Consider the following 19,266-nt stretch of genomic DNA (forward strand, 5'->3'; position numbering starts at 1 on the left):
GCCATTTTATTATAATAAAAAATTAATAACCATATTTTTTATATGAGTATATACTGATCTTAACTATAAAAAATTCTTAGAGAATATTACATTGCCAAATCTATTTAATAAGCATCCAAAAGAGGTCGGAGAAACTTACCTCCAACATCTAATTACTGCATGGAAGTTCAGCTTTAAATTATTTCGATTATTTGTGATTGCACTAATCCACGGCATATTTCCCTTTATTTTTAGAAAAACAGTAAGTGATAAAATCATCAAGATGGGAGACGAACTAAAGAAAAGAAAATAAATTCGCTTAAAATTCATGAATACTTCATTTTTTTCTTAAGGATATTTACTAAAATTCATTTTATGAAATCAATTTTAACTGCTTTAATTATTTGTACTTTTAGTGCGAGTTCATTTGCTGCAATGTCTCCTCGTTTTTATGAGAATGAGATTCTCGGTAATTGGGTATGTAAAGATCTATGGCCTGGCTACTCCGCCTTTGAGGTGATTCGATACAAGAAAGATGGTACTTGGAATAGCTTTGGTGAACTTATCGTTGATTTCCCTATGGAAGAAAATAAGATTAAGGTTTTTTATAGCGCCTTAGGATCAGGCGTTTGGGAAATCGAGGGTCAAAATCTAACAAGCATGATAAACTCCATTGAAGTTAGAAATAGAAATCACCCTTGGCTTGAAGAATACTTTAGCTTACAAGACGAATTCAAACTAAATGAAAAAAATTCCGAAGAAATAATTGTACTTGCTGACGATTACATTAACCTTCAACCATCATCAGGAAAACCATACGAGTGCTACAAAGTTGAAATTTAGTTACGCGTCTCGCTGATTGTATTTTTTTGAACTGCCTTTAGACAGTTCAACTGGGTATTTATTACCATTTTCAATAAACTTCTCTTCAATTGCCTCCTCTAAATTAATCTCTAAAACGTCACAAAAGCGAATTAGGTACATAGCAATATCAGCCACCTCACTTCGAATTGAGGCCAGCTGTTTTTGATCTGGAAAATTTGATTCTTCTAGAGTAAGCCACTGAAAAATTTCAACAAGTTCTGAAGCCTCAACGCTCAGCGCCATAGACAGATTTTTTGGACTGTGGAACTGCTCCCAATCTCTTTCTGATGCAAAATTACTTAGCTGGTTTTGTATTTTACTTATATCCATATACTCTTTTTATTACAACTCTTTTACAAAAAAAATTTAGTATACTTAACACACTTAAGATTTCTTAAGTATTTATCAACTATAAGGAGTTGTTATGAGTATCCCGGTTCTTTGTCATATTTTTTTAATCTTATTTGGTGGTTTCTTTGCTATACAGCTTTCTTTTAATTCAAAAAAGTTTGCAGAATCTAATCGAATGGATTCACCACAGGCAGCTTTTGCTTTTAAACCAGCAGGATTCCTAATGTTTGGTTTTGTTTTAATGCTAATTGCCACACTACCAATGTTGCAAATTGGAGGCTTTAGTTCTGCAAAAGAGGTTGTTGCTGGTGTTGGAATTTTTACTCTTTTTGCCTTTATCTTTAACATGGGACTCGTGTTAAAGGTTTGGTCAACATTTGATGGTGCTGACCATGAACCAAAAAATGCTATTAGGCCCTTAATACCTTTGATAGCAGTTATTATTTATTTTGTAACATCTTAACTAATTAAAAGGAGACATTATGTCAGTATACAAAGCTCAAGAAGCAGCTAGAGAAGCAAATGATATGGAGGCTTATGCCGCCACTCTTCATGACGATTATCAATTTATCATGCACCTGGACAACTCAAAAAAAAATAAAGAAGAGGCAATGGAAATGTTTACATTTATGATGAACAGTGATGATTTCGTCACGCATGAATCTAGATGCCTATATGAAAGCAGCGAAGCTATGGTTACTCATGGTGTTATGAGTTTTCCAGATGGGACACGTGAGGCAGTTCTTGCTTTTCATGAAATAAAGGATGGACAAGTCATACGCATGGAGACTGGTGCAACTCTTCTTCCTTAAAAAAGAGTTTGGCCTATAAAAAAAAGGCGCTTTTTAGCGTCTTTTTTATTCGATAGAATAAATTCTTAAGATTCATCTAGAAATGAAACAAAATAATCTTTGGCAAGAAACCTCACAAGAGAAACTAACCTCTAAGGTGCTTGAAGGCACTGTGGAGTCAGATATAACTATTGTAGGTGGCGGCTATACAGGCTGCTCTGCCGCCTTAACTGCCGCCGAAAATGGACTCACAGTATCTCTTATTGATCAACAAATTGGATATGGTGGCTCAGGTCGAAATGTTGGCTTAGTGAATGCAGGACTTTGGCTACCCCCAGAAAAAGTAGAAGGAATTTTAGGTAAAAAAGGTGGGGTCAAGCTAAATGAGGCACTAGCAACTGCGCCAGATCTTGTATTCAACTTAATCAATAAAAATAATATTAGCTGCAATGCTGACCGTGCAGGTACGCTCCATTGTGCGCATTCACAAAATGGCTTGAAAGACATTAAAAACAGATATCGCCAGCTTTCTGAACGAGGAGCTGAACTGAAAGTATTAGACAAGAATGAAACTGAATTAGTTACCGGTTCATCTTCATTTCAAGGAGCACTCCTCAATGAAAAGGCTGGAACTATTAATCCACTTAGCTATTGCTTAGGATTAGCAAGAATAGCGCAATCTAGAGGAGCCAATATTTTTGAATCATCTCTTGCCACCAAAATTGAGTTTCATAATAATGAATGGATTACTCATAGTGAGAAAGGATTGATTAAATCAAAGAAAATTTTGATAGCGACCAATGCATACCTAAAAGGCATTTCAGGAATACCAAGCGCAAAATATACTCCGGTTTTTTATTTTCAAGCCGCAACAAAACCCCTTCCAAAAGAGATTATAAAAAACATTTTGCCTAAATATCATGGATGTTGGGATACAGCTACTGTTATGTCATCTTTTCGGTTAGATTACGATAATCGCTTTATTATTGGAGGTATTGGTAATCTTGGCCAAAATATATCTAAAATTCATTCAAGTTGGGCAAAAAGAAAGGCTTATTCTTTGTATCCTTCTTTAAAAAATATTCCTTTTGATTATTTTTGGGGTGGTGAAATTTCGATGACAGATGACCATATTCCCAAAATATATCGTTTTGGAAAAAACGCCTATTCTATCTTTGGTTACTCTGGAAGGGGGATAGGCCCTGGAACCTACTTCGGAAAATCTATAGCTGAGGCCTTTTACAACGAAAATGAAGACTCACTACCTATAAGGCCAACTAGCAGTAACAACCAGAGCTTTAGTAAGATCAAAGGAAGTTTTATTGAACTTGGAGCAAAAATCAACCACTTGATTTAAAACCTGAGTCTACCTGTCTCTTCCAACCCCTTTAAACCTTTGTTTGGTGACATACCATGCCCCTAAGTCCAATATAGGCTTTGGTGGAAGCCATTTAGCCTTTTCTATTGAGAGGCAGTCATGAACCAGTTTTTCATCGTTACCATAAGCATAATCTGCCATAGCAAGGCCAAAAGCAGTGCCCTTAGTGATACCCGATCCATTGTAGCATCCAGCATAATAAAAATTGTTTGATAGTCTTTTAAAGATATTTGTTTTATTTGCTGTAACTCCCTCTACACCAGAATATAGATGCTCAAAATTCACATGACTTAACTCAGGAAATCTATTATTAAATGCCTGACGATGAATCACTTGCCTGCTTTTAAGTTGATTATCATTTAATAAACCGTAATTATTATATTCAGCTGTATTTCGTATTGAAATTCTCTTATCTTCTGTAAGCCTGACCGTTGCTCCGCCGGTGTGAAGAGACAAAATCCCCCATGAAGACTCTGTGCCAAGCAAATCAACCTCATCCTGATTTAATACCCGAGTAATACTTCCTGATAGGGTAACACCGACCACTCTCTGTTTATGTTTTCCATTTGCCAGAGGCTCATAATTACATGCCATGATAACGTTGTCTGCTTTGACAGACGATTTTGGGGTTTGTATTGTATTTATTACCCCTCTAGTAAGCTTCATAACTGGAGTATTTTCATAGAGCTCAACATTATTTGGAAGGCTATCAGCTAAACCAAAAACTAGTTTAGCAGGTTGGACTAGGGCACCCTTTTTAACCTTTACTCCCTTCTGGTACCAGCATGTACCAAGCTCTAGCTTAATTTGATCTTTTGAAAGCTCCATATGCTCAATTTTTCTCTTTTGAAGATAATCTACAAACTGATCGCACTCGTCAGATGAATTTTTATCTGCGGCCATATGATAAATTCCTGCATCTTTGTAATCGCAATCAATTTGATTTGCCTCAATTATCGATTTTAAAGATGTTAGACCAGTTTGATTAATGCGGTCAATCCTTTGATAATGCTCAAGCTGATTCTTTTGATATCCCCCAGAAAAGTGACTATGTGCTACCGCATATCCTGAGTTTCTTCCAGAAGCGCTTTGACCAACCTCTCTTGCCTCAAGCAAGACAATCTTTTCAGTTGGGTTGAGTTCTGCCAACCTTCTTGCACATGAAAGACCTGTATATCCAGCTCCAATTACTAACCACTTGGTATCTATTTGAGTGGTTAGTTCTGGTCGAGGCTCTCTTGGATGAATTAAATCAACCCAGCCCTTAGTTTCTTGATCAAAATTATGATGAGTTTGATTCAAAGTAATTAGTTCAGATGATCAATTAAGATAAAGTGATCACTTATTTCTTCAGCCTGTGATAACCAACGACTCACCAATTCCTTTTGGTGAGGTGCAGCAGTTACTCCAGAAGAGATTTCATTGTCAAGAACTGCCTCAATAGCTAGTGCTACTGAACATGAAACTAGCTGGGCCATTGCGCTACCTTTTTGATTTCCTAGCGTATCCATAAGAAATTGTTTGTGCCAAACAACCTTTGAGTCATTTTCAACCTTTAACTCAACTGTTAGAATGACTCGATCAACCTCACCATCCTTATATGAATATTTATCCCATAAATCATCACTAATTTCTTTTAAGCGAGACTCTGCAATGGAAGCATCTAAAGTATCGACTTCTGAAAAGATCTGGCTCCATGCATTTTTCCAACCCTTATATCTGAGGGTCCCTCTAACAAATTGTTTAATCTTTAGGCCATCATTCATCTGGTATTGCTCAATAAACGGAAGCGAGTCACGATTTGGGTAAACCTCAAACTCATCTTCACCCCAAGGCATTGGAAGCGGGTACAACTCTACAGACTCCCATGGCTTTGTCACCGTAAAAACTTCACCGTTACGAATACTCACAGAGGTTGACATTAAGGCCTTAAGTACACCCAGAGGGGACCAGCTAAACTTATAGCAAAAGTCATTTGGAACATCACTAAGACCTCCACAGTAACTCAAAAAAGAATGTTGATTCTGTGTTGAAAATACAGATGCATTTTTGTAATCCTCAACCAAGGCATGTGACATGCTATGATCAATTCCAGGATCCAATCCAACCTCATTCACAAAACATAAGTTTTTTTCTAAAGCGGCGCTATTCAAGTCTCTCATCTCATCTGAAATATAAGAGCTTGAGACAAAGTGTGCGTCCAGTGAAAGACATAGCTCAGCAACTGGAACATGAAAGTTTCCAGGAAGCATTGAAACAACCACATCGCCAGCATTAACATTTTGCTCAACAGTTTTGAGCGTAAATGGAACAACTTTGTAATCTCCATTGACTCCAGACAGAGCTTCAAATGCTTTCTCTACTGTTCGGTTATATACAACAAGACTATGTCCATTCTCAATCAACATCTTTAAACCTGGAATCGCCGAAAGTCCTGTTCCAAGCCAATGAATATTTGCCATTGATACTCCTCAAAATTATTAATTTACAAAATTTAATTTTTTACACTATTTTAGAGATTAGTCTTTATTTTTAAGGGCATGTTATCATTTTTTTGTAACACGACTTTGGAATTCCTTATACTAAGCAATTTACTTTGAAGATAGATTTAAAATGAGCCCAACGACAACCAAACTAAGCCTTGATGAAATTTTTAAATTAGCCAAAGCAGCACTAATCAGTAATGGTGCAGATGAAGAGAATGCTGATGCTGTTGCAACTACTGTGACTAATGCTGAGAGAGACGGGTCTGTCTCTCATGGCTTGTTTCGCATACCAGGATACATTAAAGCTCTTAAAAGCAACAAAGTGGATGGCTCTGCCAGACCTGAAATTAAAGAGGTAACGCCCACAATTTTCAGGTGCGATGCTCAAAACGGATTTGCACCTCTTGCTCATAAGTATGGAATTAAAAAGCTAATTGATGCTGCAAATATTTTTGGTATTGCAGGCCTTTCTATTCAGCGCTGTCATCACTTTGCAGCACTCTGGCCAGAGGTTGAAGCCATTAGCGACCAGGGACTCGTTGGCTTAACGTCTGTTTCTTATACTCCAGCAGTTGCTCCTTCGGGCGGAAAAACTGCTTTATATGGCACAAATCCAATTGCATTTTCGTGGCCACGACCTGGTAAAAATCCAATTGTTTTTGACATGGCAACAGCCTCAATGGCAAAAGGTGAGATTCAGATTGCTGCAAGAGATGGACACTCCGTCCCCCTAGGCACAGGGCTTTCAGCTTCTGGGGAATTGACTACTGATGCGGCAGAAATAGATAAAGGTGTTTTATTGCCATTTGGTGGTCATAAAGGGTCAGTCATTGCACTTATGATTGAGCTTTTGTCAGGTCCTCTTGTTGGTGAGACTTTTTCCTACGAATCAAAGGAGCGAGATAATGGAGACGGTGGCCCAGCTCAAGGTGGTCAGTTCATATTGGCTATGTCACCTAAAATATTATCTGGAAAAGATACGTCAGAACAAACTGAAGACTTTCTTAAAAAATATAAATCCATTGACGGTGTTCGCATTCCAGGCGAAAGAAGGCACAACAATAGACTAGATACCGGCCCTAGGGATGTAAACTCTGCACTGATTGAAACGATTAAGGGTCTTTGTAGTTAGAGAAGACTGGAATACAGATAATCTGCTAAATCAACTGTGTCACTCTCTGGATTTTTACTACAATAATTCACTGTAGCAATATAGATAAGTTCTGGGTCTGGCTTAAGGGGGTAGCTAGAGGTTTCATAATTTCTTCCAGTGTAATAACCGCTAAACCAAAACATGATCATTGTCTTAACATCTGAATTATTCTCACTCACTAGCTGATTCACTTTTTCACATTTCATATAACCTACCGCAAGGTAGGCCTGCGCATTGGAGAGGGCAAAAAAATTACAAACGACAATACTCAGAATAAAGAAATATTTTTTCATAACTTTCTTTAGAATATCTAAAGTCTTTCAACTGCCATGGCAACTCCCATCCCGCCACCAATACAGAGAGTTGCGAGACCTTTGTCAGTTTTATCACGCTCCATACCATGAAGAAGCGTGACTAATATTCTTGCTCCTGAAGCGCCTATCGGATGACCAAGTGCAATCGCACCTCCTGTGACATTGACTTTAGAAACATCCAAGCCAAGAGAGTCATTGACAGACATCGCCTGAGCAGCAAAAGCCTCATTAGCTTCAATGCGATCTAAATCAGAGGCCTTCCATCCGGCTTTTTCTAGACATTTAGTACTTGCTGGAATTGGGCCAGTTCCCATAATTGTTGGATCGACTCCTGCACTTGCATAGGAAACAATTCTTGCCATAGGTTTAAGTCCAAGCTCTTGTGCTTTTGAAAGAGTCATAACCATAACAGCAGCTGCTCCATCATTAATACCTGAAGCATTTCCAGCGGTAACAGAGCCATCTTTTTTAAATGCAGGTCTGAGCTTTGAAAGAGACTCTTCGTTTGTTCCATGCCTGGGATATTCGTCCGCATCAAAAATAACATCATCGCCTCTTCTCTGTGGAATGTTGATTGGTGTTATTTCTTCACGAAAAAGATCAGAAATCTGAGCAGATTCAGCCTTTTGTTGAGATGATGCTGCAAATTGATCTTGATCACCTCTAGTATAGTCAAACTTAGAAGCAATATTTTCAGCTGTAACTCCCATATGGTAGTCATTAAAAGCGCACCACAAACCATCTACAACCATAGTATCAACCATTTCCCAGGGGCCCATTTTTTTACCCTCTCTTGAGCGTGGTAAAACATGCCCTGAAAGGCTCATATTTTCTTGGCCACCCGCAATGACTATTTCGGCATCTCCGCATGCAACAGCCTGAAATGCTAACTGGACTGCTTTTAGCCCACTGCCACAAACCTTATTAATCGTCATTGCGGGTGTTACATCAGGAAGACCAGCATCTATTGCAGCCTGACGAGCTGGGTTTTGTCCGCTTCCTGCAGTCAAAACCTGTCCAAGAATAACCTCATCAACTTGATTAGTATTCAATCCAGTTTTTTGGAGTAAAGAAGAGATAACTGCCGAGCCAAGCTTATGAGCAGAAACTGATGACAGAGAACCACCAAAAGACCCAATGGCAGTTCGTTTTGCGGCAACAATAACTATTTCATGATTCATAATTGACATTGATAATTTATGATGCAATTATTATAGAGCTTGAAAAAAATAAATGCTCGTATATTCCTGTGTTACAGAATATTAGGGTTAGGCGTTTTGCTTTAACCTTGTTTCTAGTATTTCACCTGATGCAAATAAAATTGGGTAAGCTATGGATGATAATAAGCTATTGACTCTTTTGTAGTCTCGAACCACATCAATATGCATTGAGCTAGTTTCCAAACTATCAGCTATCCCCTTGCCAAGTCGCTGCAGATGTTTTGATACAGATCGTTTTTCAAGTTTGTGGAGTTCTTGTTTCTTTTCATATAAAACTCTAGCCAATTCACAATCATTTGAAACGAATGTATTGATTGCAAGATCATAGTTAGCACAGACTTCCTCATGAATCGACAGGATTTCACTAAAACCTTCTTTAGAAAAATGAATGTGTTTAGAAATTTTTCTTCCAGATATTTCCATTAAACTATTATTTACAATATCTCCAATATGCTCCATATTGGTTGTAAAGTTAAGAATGTTGAGTGCTTGCTGACTCTCTGCAGGCGAAAGCTCCTCTTGTAAGATTCTTGCAATATAAAGCTTAATTGAGTCATAAAATTCATCAACGGTGTCCTCATTTTTTATAATTTCATGGCGCAACATCTCATTATCGTCTTTCATTACTGCAAGTGAGGATACAACCATGTTCTGAGAAACTTCTGCCATTCTTAGAGCCTCTCTTTTTGCATTGGCAAGAGATACAGCTGGCATAGAGAAATCATCTGCTTCAAGAATATTGTGTTTATTTAATTGATCCTCAATTTTGTTTTCAGAAAATAAACCCAAAGACAGAGCAAGGAATTGCTTTGAAAAGGTAATTCCAATAACTGCTACAAATAAATTAAGTGTAAGGTGATAAATAGCTGGAACTAATTCAGCAGATAGATAAGTAATTGAGAAATTCGAAAATACGGAAACAAATGGATAAAAAAGAATAATGCACAGCGACCTAACTAACAAATTTGCTATTATTGGATTTTTCTCTAATTCAGAGGAGTTCCAACTTGAAATAAGAGGTAACATGCCACTTCCAAGGTTAGCGCCCAATACAAGATACAAACCTTCATTCAGCCCTATTACTCCGGTAGCTAAAAAACTAACCGATAGTAAAACTATAGCCAAGCTTGAATACGATAAATAGGTCAATACTAGGGCCAATAATAGGAAGAATACGGGCTGGTTATTAAATACTTCAAGGAGAGATTTAAACTCTCTTAATTCAGCTAAACCTCCCGCTGTTGACGAAATTAAAATAAGCGCAAATAGAATCAAGCCGAGTCCACTGATTGCTCGAAAAACATTTTGGCGCTTGTTTTCCTTAGAGGCAATAAAGCCAAAAATACCAACTGCAAGTAAAAAAGGCGCTAGAGTTGTGAATTTCTGTGATGCAATAAGAACCGCAACAGAGGTTCCAATATCAGCGCCCAGCATAGTAATAAATGCAGTACCAACACCTATAAGGCTTTGGCCTGCAAAAGAGGCAGAAATTAATACAGCTGCTGTACTGCTTTGCAATAGAGCAGCTACAATTAGTCCAGATAAAAATGCGGGGATTATCTTACCCTCAGAGCGACGAGCAAATCTTTTGATATTTGTTCCGTATGAGCGCATAACGCCAGTTCGAACCATTCTAAGGCCCCATAAAAGAAGGGCTATCGATCCTAAGAGTTCTATAAGCAGCGTCATACTATTTCAACCATTTTGCTTTTTAGTTCATCATTTTTTGTATGACTATTGGCTTTAAAAAAATCATCCAGATATTGATCTAGATTTTTTATTTCATCCCTAGAAAAAGAGAGTCCAAGTTTAGATCTTCTGAACAAGATATCATCTGATGTTCGGGCCCACTCTTCTTGAATTAAATAAGTAACCTCTCTTTCATAAAGGCCCGAGCCGAAATGCTTTCCAAGCGAATCTATATGTTCTGCATCGCCAAAAATATTAAAAGAAATAGTGCCATAAGAACGAACTAATCGCTTAAGAGTCTCTTGAGTCAAAAATGGATACTTCTTTTGAAGTTTATTTTGCAAATCCAACTGACCATCAACACCTATATCTCCTCCGGGAAGAGAAGAATGGTTAGTCCAAGGATCGCCTTTACTTCCAAGAAACTCCTCGACATGCTTAAGGATAGACTCTGATAGTCTTCGATAAGTCGTAATCTTTCCACCAAAAATATTAACCATAAGAGATGATTCGCTCTTTTCTGCCTTTATTACGTAGTCGCGTGTAGCCTCTTGAGCTGTGCTTGCACCATCATCATAAAGAGGTCTTACTCCAGAATAACTCCAAACTATATCTTCAAGGCCAATTTCTGTATTTAAATACTCATTAGCTGATTCACAGATATAAAGCTTCTCTTCTTGACTGATCTCAACATTTTCAGCTGATTGCCCATGGTCAATATCTGTAGTTCCAATCAGAGTGTATTTATCTTCATAAGGAATCATAAAAAATATTCGATTATCATTGTTTTGGCATATATATGACCTGTCATGGTCAAAAAGCTTATTGACGACGATATGACTCCCTCTTACGAGTCGAACATTTTTTGAGTTATTGCTTTTAAGTGAGCTATTTAATAAATCATCAACCCAAGGTCCAGAAGCATTAATAAAACACTTTGCTTTAAATACAGTATGCTTCCCATCAAATGAATCAGTAGTAGTTATTGACCAAAATCCGTCTGACTTTTCAACTTTTGTAACTTTACAATAATTTTGTATTTTTGCACCTTTCAAAGATGCATCAACAGCATTTAATAACACTAGCCTTGAATCATCCACCCAACAATCAGAATACTCATAGCCAAACTTAAAATTACTCTTCAGAGGATCGCCAAATTCACTCTTATTAAGTTTTACATGGCTAGTTCCTGGCAATATTTTTCTAAAACCTAAATGATCATAAAGAAACAAGCCTAATCTTAAAAGCCAAGCAGGTCTCATACCTTTTGAGTGAGGCAAAATAAATCTCATCGGCCAAATGATATGAGGTGCCATTTTAAGAAGCACTTCACGTTCTTTTAAAGACTCTTGAACCAAGCGGAATTTATAGTGCTCTAGATACCTCAAACCACCATGAATTAATTTTGTTGAATTAGATGACGTACCAGATGCAAAGTCATTCATTTCACATAGGCAAACAGAGTAACCTCTGCCAGCGGCATCTCGAGCTACACCAATGCCGTTGATTCCCCCACCAGCAACAAAAACATCATAAATTTTCTCTGAATTTTGTGACATCTAACCTTTATTGATTATTAAATCTGCAAGCTCCACAAACCCACTTCCTGAATAATTTTTAGTAATATATTTTGGTGGATGTTCGATACTGCTTATTTGCTCAACAACATTAGCGACACCAACTGAATTTTTAAAAAAACCAAACATTGATGAATCATTTGGGGAGTCTCCAATAAAGATAGCAGTATTCTGAATTTCAGCATCATTTAAACCAAACCTTTCTCTTAGAATTTTTAAACTTGTAGAAAGCTTATTATGACTTCCAATCCAACAATTAACGTGTATAGAGCTTATCTTAGCTACTGCGCCTTTTTGTTCAGCAATTTGAACAATTTCGTCAATCTTGTTTTGCGGAAGTTTAGGAACATCTTCGGCAAAATCAATTGCTAAATCAGTGATACGATAATCTTGATCAGAGGCCTGTGCTGTTCCTGAAACAGACTCAAGAATTGTATTTTTAATTTGATTAAGAACTGTAAAGTTTTCTTTTCTTTCGTCCTCAGTTTGACTATATGAATTGTTCATTTTTTTATTGACGTGATCATAGCTAAAAAAGAAAGCTCCATTTTCTCCAACAACGCCATCAACTGGCCACATCCTAGCAATGTGATCACACCAACCTGCACATCGACCAGTCACAGGAATTACACTATATCCATTATCTGATAATCTTTCCATAGCCTCATAGGCATTACTCTTTAATCTTCCATCTGAAGTTATAGTGTCATCAATATCTGTAAGTATGAACTTGATATCTTGCAGCTGAGACAAAGACATTGTTGACAAATTTTTCATTAAAACTCCTAAGAATTGATAATTAAATAATTTGGCTCTGAAAAATCACCAAAGCGAACATAATTATTTTCATATGAACATATATATGTTTATTTTAGCATAATTCACTCTAATAATAGGCTCAAAAATAGAAATATATTCAAATGATTAAAATTTATTGTTCATTTTCGTAATTTTATGTTAGAATTGTAGTTCAAATGAACAATTTGGAGTTATGAATGGATTTAACTGCTAGACAAGCAGAGATTTCTGACCTATTACGTCAAGAAGAATTTATTACTGTCGAAAGCCTTGCGGATAAGTTTAATGTAACTACTCAAACTGTAAGAAGAGACATTAACGCTCTTTGTGATTACGGCCAAGCAAGAAGAAGGCATGGCGGAGTAGAACCATTGTCTACCGATGGTAATCTTGCCTATGGAACTAGACAAGTACTTAATCGAGTTGCCAAGAGATCAATCGCAAAAGAGGTTGCCAATCAAATTCCTAACGGAAGCTCTATATCACTAGGTATCGGCACAACTCCAGAAATGGTAGTTAGATCATTATTAAAACACAAAAATTTAAAAATTTATACCAATAACTTAATCATTGCTCAAACTGCAAGCACGAACTCAAGTTTTGAAGTTTACTGTTCGGGTGGAAGAATAAGAAGTGGTGACTTTGATATGGTAGGAAGTCCAGTAGAAAACTTCTTTAATTCTTACAAGACAGACTTTGGAATATTTGGTGTTGCTGGCGTTGATATGGATGGAGCACTGCTTGATTTCTCTGATGAAGAAGTGCAAATCAGAAGAGTCATTCTAGATAATTGTCGTGAAAGCCTTCTGGTTCTAGATCATGAAAAATTTGGCCGTGTGGCACATGTACGCGGTGGTCAAATTCAAGAAGTGGTCAAAGTTTTTTGTGATCAAACCCCTCCTTCTGAAATCTCTCAAATTATTATTGATTCAGAGGCGGAATTTGTAGTTTGTGACAAGGAGTTGATGTGAGTGCAATTGAAGTAAAAAATCTCTCTAGAAGTTATGGCGATATTGATGCTGTCAAAGATGTATCGTTCACTGTCCCTGAAAAATCCTTCACCGTACTTCTTGGACCTTCAGGATGCGGTAAATCAACCATTCTTAAGATGTTGTCGGGACTTGAACAGGTGAGCCAGGGTACTATCAATATTGGAGGATCAGATGTAACTGAAATTGAAGCCTCAAAAAGAGGGGTATCTATGGTATTTCAGTCTTACGCCTTGTTTCCTCACTTAAATGTCAAAGAAAATATTCAGTTTGGTCTCAAAGTTCGTAAAGTCCCTGTTGAAGAAAGAGAAAAAAAGGTAGCAGAAGCAGCCAAGGTTGTTGGTCTGACAGAGTTACTTGATCGAAAGCCAGCAAACCTTTCAGGTGGTCAGCGACAAAGGGTTGCATTAGCGCGCTCTATTGTATCTGATCAGTCTGTATGCCTAATGGATGAGCCATTATCCAACCTAGATTCTAAGCTCCGCGCAGAAATGCGAGATGAAATAAGAGATTTACAAAAAAGATTGGGTTTAACTGTGGTTTACGTGACTCATGACCAGGTTGAAGCCATGTCTATGGCAGACCAAATTATTCTTCTTAAATTAGGAGAAATTGTTCAAGTTGGCGCTCCTGAGGAAATTTATAATTCACCAAATAGCGTCTTTAGTGCTCAATTCATTGGACTTCCACCAATGAATATTTTGAATCTAAATGAAATAGATGTCTCGAGCTTAGATTCGAAAGTCTATTCAGTAGTAGACTCAAATAAAAATATCAAAGATATTGGAGTTAGGCCTGAGCACATAGTGTTTTCTAAAAAAGGTCTTCCAGTTGAAGTGAAAAGTATTGACTACTTCGGTGGTGAAACTGTATTCAAGCTGACTCATCAAGAAAAAGACTTTTTTCTTCGTGAGCCCAGGCAACCAAAAATTCAACTAGGGGATAAGCTATGTGTTAGCTGGAACTTAGATGACATGTATTTGTTTGATAAAAATGATCAGCGTTTAAAGTCGTAGGAACGCTAATTATTAACAAATGTTTAACACTACGATTAAATAGGAGAAAGAAATGAAAAAAATGTTTACTAAAATTTCCTATTGCTTAACTGTTGCACTTGGTATATCTATGTTTTCAAGTGCGGCTATTGCAAAAACGGAATTAACAATGTACTACCCTATCGCTGTTGGCGGCAAACTAACACAAGCCGTTGATTCGATAGTTGCAGACTTTATGGCAGAAAATCCTGACATTGAAGTTAATGCAATTTATTCTGGTAACTATGACGATACAAGAATTAAAGCTCTTGCAGCTCTTGAGAGTGGAAAGCCTGCTCAGTTATCAGTAATGTTCTCAATTGACGTTCATGAACTTCGTGAGCTTGATGCAATTATCCCTTTTGATGATGTTGTTTCAACAGCTGAAGAAAAGGCATGGTTGAATTCTTTTTATCCATCACTTATGGAAAATGGAATTGCAGCTGGAAAAACTTGGGGTATCCCTTTCCAACGTTCAACTATTGTTATGTACTATAACAAAGATGCCTATCGTGAAGCCGGCCTAGACCCAGAAACACCGCCAGCAACATGGGGTGGTCTTATTGCTGCAGCCAAAGCATTAACTAAAGATGACGGTTCACAGTGGGGTCTTATGATTCCATCAACAGGTTACCCATACTGGATGTTTGGTGCACTTGCTATGCAAAATGGTCAGACTCTTATGACGAGTGGTGATAAGACTAACTTTGATCATCCTGATGTAGTTGAAGCTTTAGAAGTATGGAAAGCTATGGGATCAGAGCACAAGATTATGCCTGAAGGCACAATCGAGTGGGGTACGCTTCGTCAAAACTTCCTAGAGGGCAAAACTGCAATGATGTGGCACTCTACTGGAAACTTAACTACTGTTAAGAACAATGCTGACTTTGATTTTGGAGTAGCTATGCTTCCAGCTGGAAAGCGTCGTGGAACGCCTACAGGTGGTGGTAACTTCTACATATTCAAAGATACTTCTGCAGAAGAGCGTGAAGCATCTATGAAACTTATTAAGTTTATGACTTCACCAGAGCAATCAGCAGCCTGGTCAGTAGCTACTGGCTATATGGGTGTTAGCCCTGATGCATATGAGACTGATGCTTTATCGTCTTATGTAGCAGAGTTCCCACCAGCAGCAGTTGCTCGTGATCAATTAGCATATGCTACAGCTGAGTTTTCAACTTACCAAACAAGTCGTGTTAAAAAAGGATTGAATGATGCAATTCAAGCTGCACTTGTTGGAAGTAAAACTCCAAAAGAAGCTCTTTCAGAGGCGCAAGCCGCTGCTGAGCGTATTTTAAAACCTTATCGTTAATTCGGTAAATTGGCGGATGTTTAATGACATCCGCCAATTATTTTTATTAGACTTCAAAAGTAATAATAATGAAAGATAGTACTCGTAATATTCAAGGCTGGCTGTTATTTACTCCTGCAGCAATATTACTTTTGGCGTTTACCCATTACCCCACCATAACAACTTTTTTTCAAAGTTTATATACCAACAAATCAATTTTAAGACCTAGACGTTTCTCAGGAGTTGAAGCCTACGAAAGCATGTTTAGTGACCCCATATTTTGGAAAGTTTTTGTAAACAATATGTGGCTTGCACTAGGAACTATTCCAACTTCTATAGGTATTGCAATTCTGATGGCTTTAATTGTTAATAAAGCCATTCCTGGAAGGGGATTTCTGAGGATGGCTTACTTCACGCCAACCATGCTTCCGATGATTGCAGTTGCTAACATTTGGCTGTTTTTCTATGCACCAGATATTGGGTTAATAGATAAAGTACTCGAAATATTTGGTTTTGAAGGTAATAATTGGTTAGGTGACCCATCAACCGTTCTTCCATCTATTATTGTGATGACTGTCTGGAAGGAGGCTGGCTTATTTATGGTCTTTTATTTAGCAGGACTGCAAACCATTTCTCCTGAGCTCGAAGAAGCATCAAAGCTAGAAGGTTCTTCGCGTTGGAATTATTTTTGGCGTATCCAGTTTCCTTTACTCCTTCCAACAACACTATTCGTTTTGATTAATGCCTTTCTTAACTCATTTAAACTAGTTGATCATTTATTTGTGCTAACGAAAGGTGGCCCAGACAATGCCAGTAATTTAATTCTTTATTATATTTATGAAACAGCCTTCTCATTTTTAGACATCTCTTATGCGTCCGCTTTGACTATATTTTTATTGGCTCTACTTGCATTAACTGCATTAGCACAATTTTTCTTTTTAGATAGACGTACTCATTACCGATGACATATAGAAACAGAATACAAACCAGTGTTGAGCTCATAGGTGCATACATCCTAGCTGGATTTTGGATCCTTCCATTGTTGTATGCTTTTTGGGCTGCTTTTCACTCTAGCAGTGATGCGATGCATTTCGATATATTCTCGCCACTAACGCTTGATAATTTTCGTGAGGCCTGGAGTCAAGCCCCTTTTGCCAGATTCAGTCTAAACACTTTTTTACTGGTTTCGTTTATATTGCCTGGACAGCTCTTAATTTCAACACTAGCAGCTTACGCCTTTGTTCGTTTTAAGTTTACGGGTGCTAACGTTGCATTTGCATTAGTCCTGGTTCAATTAATGATTACGCCCGAAATACTAATCGTTCAAAACTATGTTACACTTTCTAAATTAAGCTTAGTAGATACAATCTCTGGCATGGGGCTGCCTTACATTGCCAGCGCGTTTTGTATCTTTCTATTGCGTCAAGCATTTAAATCGATTCCTAAAGAATTAGAGGATGCAGCAGAACTTGAAGGATGTGGAACGATGAGTATATTATGGAAAGTTTATGTTCCTCTTGCAACGCCAACATATATTGCATTCTCCTTAGTGTCTGTCAGCCATCACTGGAATAACTTCTTATGGCCACTCATCATTTCAAATTCAGTTGAGACTAGGCCATTAACTGTGGGCCTAGGTATTTTTGCCGCTCCAGAGTCCGGAGTTGAATGGTCGATTTTATCAGCCGCTACTCTAATGTCAGTCGCCCCTCTACTTATCGCTTTCTTAATATTCCAAAAACAGTTTGTTCAGTCGTTCATGCAGGCTGGTATTAAATGATTCAACTCCTAAGCTGGAATATACAAAATGGGGAAGGTGTCGATGGGGTTATCTCCCTAGAGAGAATTGCAGATACTATTTTTAATATGTCAAATCCGGATGTCATATGCCTTCAGGAAGTATCTCGAAATTGCGAACTTAAGGATGGAACACAGCCCGATCAATTAAAGCAACTATCAAGCATATTTAAGGGCTATACGCCATTTTTTGGACCAGCATATAATGTCCTAAGACCAGGTGAGAGCGAAAGAGAACAGTTCGGAAATATCATTCTTTCAAAGTTACCAGTGTTGTCTAACTTTAATCATATTCTTCCGCAACCTGTAGACAGCAGTTTTAGGCATATGCCAAGACAGGTTACTGAAGTAACAGTCGAGACTCCATTTTTCCCGATTTGTGTCATGACAACTCACCTAGAGTATGGCTCTCAAAAACAACGTTACGCACAAGTAAAACGCATCCTTGACATTAAAGATGACATTGATCAATTATCTCTGAATCCTGCAACGGTTCAAGAGCCTGGACCTTACGCAAAGCTTGAAAGATCTAATAAGCTAATTCTTTGTGGGGACTTTAATTTTGAATCAGAATCCAAAGAATACGCCCTTCTTACAAATAATAGTCAAAACCAAGAGGGGCTTATTGATGCATGGAGTCAAATAAATCCGAATACCAAGCATGTACCAACCTGTGGAATTTTTGACAAAAAACAATGGCCTGATGGAGCTCATTGTAGGGACTTTACTTTTGTAAGCTCTAATCTTAAAAGTAACATTGGTAGCTTTGTCGTCAATGAAGAGACTGACGCTTCAGACCATCAACCCTTCTTCGTATCCATACTGGATGACTAAAGATTAGTTCTTCAGCTTTTTCTTGGCACGCTTATTTTTAAAAAAAGTCTTGTTTGCAATGTAGACTCTCTTGCGAACTTCACAAAAAATAATGCTTTTATCTTTGTTTGTTAATTGGGTTGATTTAACTATCTCAAATTCATTGTTATCATTCGCCTTCTGCTTTATCTCGGCAACCTCTTCATGAGTATAAGTAAATTCTGCATACAAGTCTTCCTTTGCAGGTCTTCTAAAAAATATTTCAGCAGCCTTATCCCAGACAACATAGTCATCTCCAATTAGATTCATTAACTGCGTCATTGGAAATGGGTCAACTGCCGAGAACATACTGCCTCCAAAGATCGTATTAACATAGTTTGCATTTTTATAGCTAAAAGGTAATTTAATTGTTATCTTTAGAAAATCTTTTGAGATGTAGGTTACTTTTGCTGAGGTTCTACGATACATTGGAGATAAGTTAAATCCATGCTTCATCAAGGTCGATTTAGACATGAATTTTGAGGCTAACTTGGCAAGTTTTTGATAAGTAATCATTTTTGGTTTCATTTTCTACAAAAAAGACATCCGAAGATGCCTTTAGTATAGAAGATTGGCTCCCTGACCTGGGCTCGAACCAGGGACAAACGGATTAACAGTCCGTTGCTCTACCAACTGAGCTATCAGGGAATAGCGAGGAATTATAACGAGCTATGAATTTTGAGTCAATCAAATCTTTGCTTTT

General features: G+C 37.6%; 21 protein-coding genes and 1 tRNA gene. 12 read left to right on the forward strand and 10 right to left on the reverse strand.

Going from position 1 to position 19,266, the window contains the following annotated elements; all coding sequences use genetic code 11:
- The first annotated feature begins 91 nt into the window (after positions 1–91).
- The gene (locus tag ACMAZA_RS05995) at positions 92–292 is read left to right on the forward strand and encodes a DUF6356 family protein (protein WP_435187868.1); all 201 of its coding nucleotides are present in this window, start codon (positions 92–94) and stop codon (positions 290–292) included.
- Positions 293–354: 62 nt separating this feature from the next.
- Positions 355–822: a hypothetical protein gene (locus ACMAZA_RS06000; RefSeq protein WP_435187870.1), complete on the forward strand. Its 468-nt coding sequence runs from the start codon at positions 355–357 to the stop codon at positions 820–822.
- On the opposite strand, the gene ACMAZA_RS06005 is transcribed toward ACMAZA_RS06000, so the two are convergent.
- Complete coding sequence (locus ACMAZA_RS06005) at positions 823–1,173, reverse strand: nucleotide pyrophosphohydrolase (protein ID WP_435187871.1); 351 nt, start codon at positions 1,171–1,173, stop codon at positions 823–825.
- Between the two features lie 94 nt (positions 1,174–1,267).
- On the opposite strand from ACMAZA_RS06005, the gene ACMAZA_RS06010 reads away from it, so the two are divergent.
- The 3 genes from ACMAZA_RS06010 to ACMAZA_RS06020 all read left to right on the forward strand — a co-directional run bounded on the left by ACMAZA_RS06010 (position 1,268) and on the right by ACMAZA_RS06020 (position 3,342).
- Positions 1,268–1,657 (forward strand): hypothetical protein, encoded by a 390-nt coding sequence (locus tag ACMAZA_RS06010; protein ID WP_435187873.1) that lies wholly within the window; start codon positions 1,268–1,270, stop codon positions 1,655–1,657.
- 19 nt (positions 1,658–1,676) lie between these two features.
- A complete protein-coding gene (locus ACMAZA_RS06015) occupies positions 1,677–2,006 on the forward strand; it encodes a nuclear transport factor 2 family protein (RefSeq protein WP_435187875.1) in 330 nt (109 codons plus the stop codon).
- Positions 2,007–2,088: 82 nt separating this feature from the next.
- The gene (locus ACMAZA_RS06020) at positions 2,089–3,342 is read left to right on the forward strand and encodes an NAD(P)/FAD-dependent oxidoreductase (RefSeq protein WP_435187876.1); all 1,254 of its coding nucleotides are present in this window, start codon (positions 2,089–2,091) and stop codon (positions 3,340–3,342) included.
- A gap of 9 nt (positions 3,343–3,351) precedes the next feature.
- Here the strand turns inward: ACMAZA_RS06020 and ACMAZA_RS06025 are convergent, their stop codons facing one another.
- Positions 3,352–4,665: an NAD(P)/FAD-dependent oxidoreductase gene (locus ACMAZA_RS06025; protein ID WP_435187878.1), complete on the reverse strand. Its 1,314-nt coding sequence runs from the start codon at positions 4,663–4,665 to the stop codon at positions 3,352–3,354.
- Positions 4,666–4,670: 5 nt separating this feature from the next.
- Positions 4,671–5,825: a saccharopine dehydrogenase C-terminal domain-containing protein gene (locus tag ACMAZA_RS06030; protein WP_435187880.1), complete on the reverse strand. Its 1,155-nt coding sequence runs from the start codon at positions 5,823–5,825 to the stop codon at positions 4,671–4,673.
- A gap of 151 nt (positions 5,826–5,976) precedes the next feature.
- On the opposite strand from ACMAZA_RS06030, the gene ACMAZA_RS06035 reads away from it, so the two are divergent.
- Positions 5,977–6,981 (forward strand): Ldh family oxidoreductase, encoded by a 1,005-nt coding sequence (locus ACMAZA_RS06035; protein WP_435187881.1) that lies wholly within the window; start codon positions 5,977–5,979, stop codon positions 6,979–6,981.
- On the opposite strand, the gene ACMAZA_RS06040 is transcribed toward ACMAZA_RS06035, so the two are convergent.
- From ACMAZA_RS06040 to ACMAZA_RS06060, 5 genes are all read right to left on the reverse strand, one after another.
- On the reverse strand, positions 6,978–7,295 hold the full coding sequence (locus ACMAZA_RS06040) for a hypothetical protein (protein ID WP_435187883.1): 318 nt from the start codon (positions 7,293–7,295) through the stop codon (positions 6,978–6,980). The genes ACMAZA_RS06035 and ACMAZA_RS06040 overlap by 4 nt on opposite strands.
- 17 nt (positions 7,296–7,312) lie before the next feature.
- Positions 7,313–8,497, reverse strand: a complete 1,185-nt coding sequence (locus tag ACMAZA_RS06045; RefSeq protein ID WP_435187885.1) for an acetyl-CoA C-acetyltransferase — start codon at positions 8,495–8,497, stop codon at positions 7,313–7,315.
- Positions 8,498–8,584: 87 nt separating this feature from the next.
- Positions 8,585–10,225 (reverse strand): Na/Pi cotransporter family protein, encoded by a 1,641-nt coding sequence (locus ACMAZA_RS06050; protein ID WP_435187887.1) that lies wholly within the window; start codon positions 10,223–10,225, stop codon positions 8,585–8,587.
- Entirely contained in the window at positions 10,222–11,784 is a 1,563-nt protein-coding gene (glpD, locus tag ACMAZA_RS06055) for a glycerol-3-phosphate dehydrogenase (protein ID WP_435187889.1), read from the reverse strand. The genes ACMAZA_RS06050 and glpD overlap by 4 nt, the downstream gene beginning before the upstream one ends.
- Positions 11,785–12,579: an HAD-IIB family hydrolase gene (locus ACMAZA_RS06060; protein WP_435187890.1), complete on the reverse strand. Its 795-nt coding sequence runs from the start codon at positions 12,577–12,579 to the stop codon at positions 11,785–11,787.
- A 218-nt stretch (positions 12,580–12,797) separates the two neighbouring features.
- Here ACMAZA_RS06060 and ACMAZA_RS06065 point away from each other — a divergent pair, with 218 nt between their 5' ends.
- The 6 genes from ACMAZA_RS06065 to ACMAZA_RS06090 all read left to right on the forward strand — a co-directional run bounded on the left by ACMAZA_RS06065 (position 12,798) and on the right by ACMAZA_RS06090 (position 18,545).
- Positions 12,798–13,571, forward strand: a complete 774-nt coding sequence (locus tag ACMAZA_RS06065) for a DeoR/GlpR family DNA-binding transcription regulator (protein ID WP_435187892.1) — start codon at positions 12,798–12,800, stop codon at positions 13,569–13,571.
- Positions 13,568–14,605, forward strand: a complete 1,038-nt coding sequence (locus ACMAZA_RS06070) for an ABC transporter ATP-binding protein (protein WP_435187894.1) — start codon at positions 13,568–13,570, stop codon at positions 14,603–14,605. The genes ACMAZA_RS06065 and ACMAZA_RS06070 overlap by 4 nt, the downstream gene beginning before the upstream one ends.
- A 61-nt stretch (positions 14,606–14,666) precedes the next feature.
- Positions 14,667–15,935 (forward strand): ABC transporter substrate-binding protein, encoded by a 1,269-nt coding sequence (locus ACMAZA_RS06075; RefSeq protein ID WP_435190482.1) that lies wholly within the window; start codon positions 14,667–14,669, stop codon positions 15,933–15,935.
- Positions 15,936–16,003: 68 nt separating this feature from the next.
- Entirely contained in the window at positions 16,004–16,879 is an 876-nt protein-coding gene (locus tag ACMAZA_RS06080) for a carbohydrate ABC transporter permease (protein WP_435187895.1), read from the forward strand.
- A complete protein-coding gene (locus ACMAZA_RS06085) occupies positions 16,876–17,694 on the forward strand; it encodes a carbohydrate ABC transporter permease (RefSeq protein ID WP_435187897.1) in 819 nt (272 codons plus the stop codon). Before ACMAZA_RS06080 ends, ACMAZA_RS06085 begins: the two co-directional genes overlap by 4 nt.
- The gene (locus tag ACMAZA_RS06090; RefSeq protein WP_435187899.1) at positions 17,691–18,545 is read left to right on the forward strand and encodes an endonuclease/exonuclease/phosphatase family protein; all 855 of its coding nucleotides are present in this window, start codon (positions 17,691–17,693) and stop codon (positions 18,543–18,545) included. The genes ACMAZA_RS06085 and ACMAZA_RS06090 overlap by 4 nt, the downstream gene beginning before the upstream one ends.
- A gap of 3 nt (positions 18,546–18,548) precedes the next feature.
- Here the strand turns inward: ACMAZA_RS06090 and ACMAZA_RS06095 are convergent, their stop codons facing one another.
- Together ACMAZA_RS06095 and ACMAZA_RS06100 are read right to left on the reverse strand one after the other, a co-directional pair.
- Positions 18,549–19,079, reverse strand: coding sequence for a PaaI family thioesterase (locus ACMAZA_RS06095; RefSeq protein WP_435187901.1), 531 nt, complete (start codon positions 19,077–19,079; stop codon positions 18,549–18,551).
- 56 nt (positions 19,080–19,135) lie between these two features.
- Positions 19,136–19,211, reverse strand: a tRNA-Asn gene (locus tag ACMAZA_RS06100).
- Positions 19,212–19,266 lie beyond the last annotated feature (55 nt).

The organism is Pseudothioglobus sp. nBUS_23, assembly GCF_051201565.1.
Lineage (GTDB): Bacteria > Pseudomonadota > Gammaproteobacteria > PS1 > Pseudothioglobaceae > Pseudothioglobus.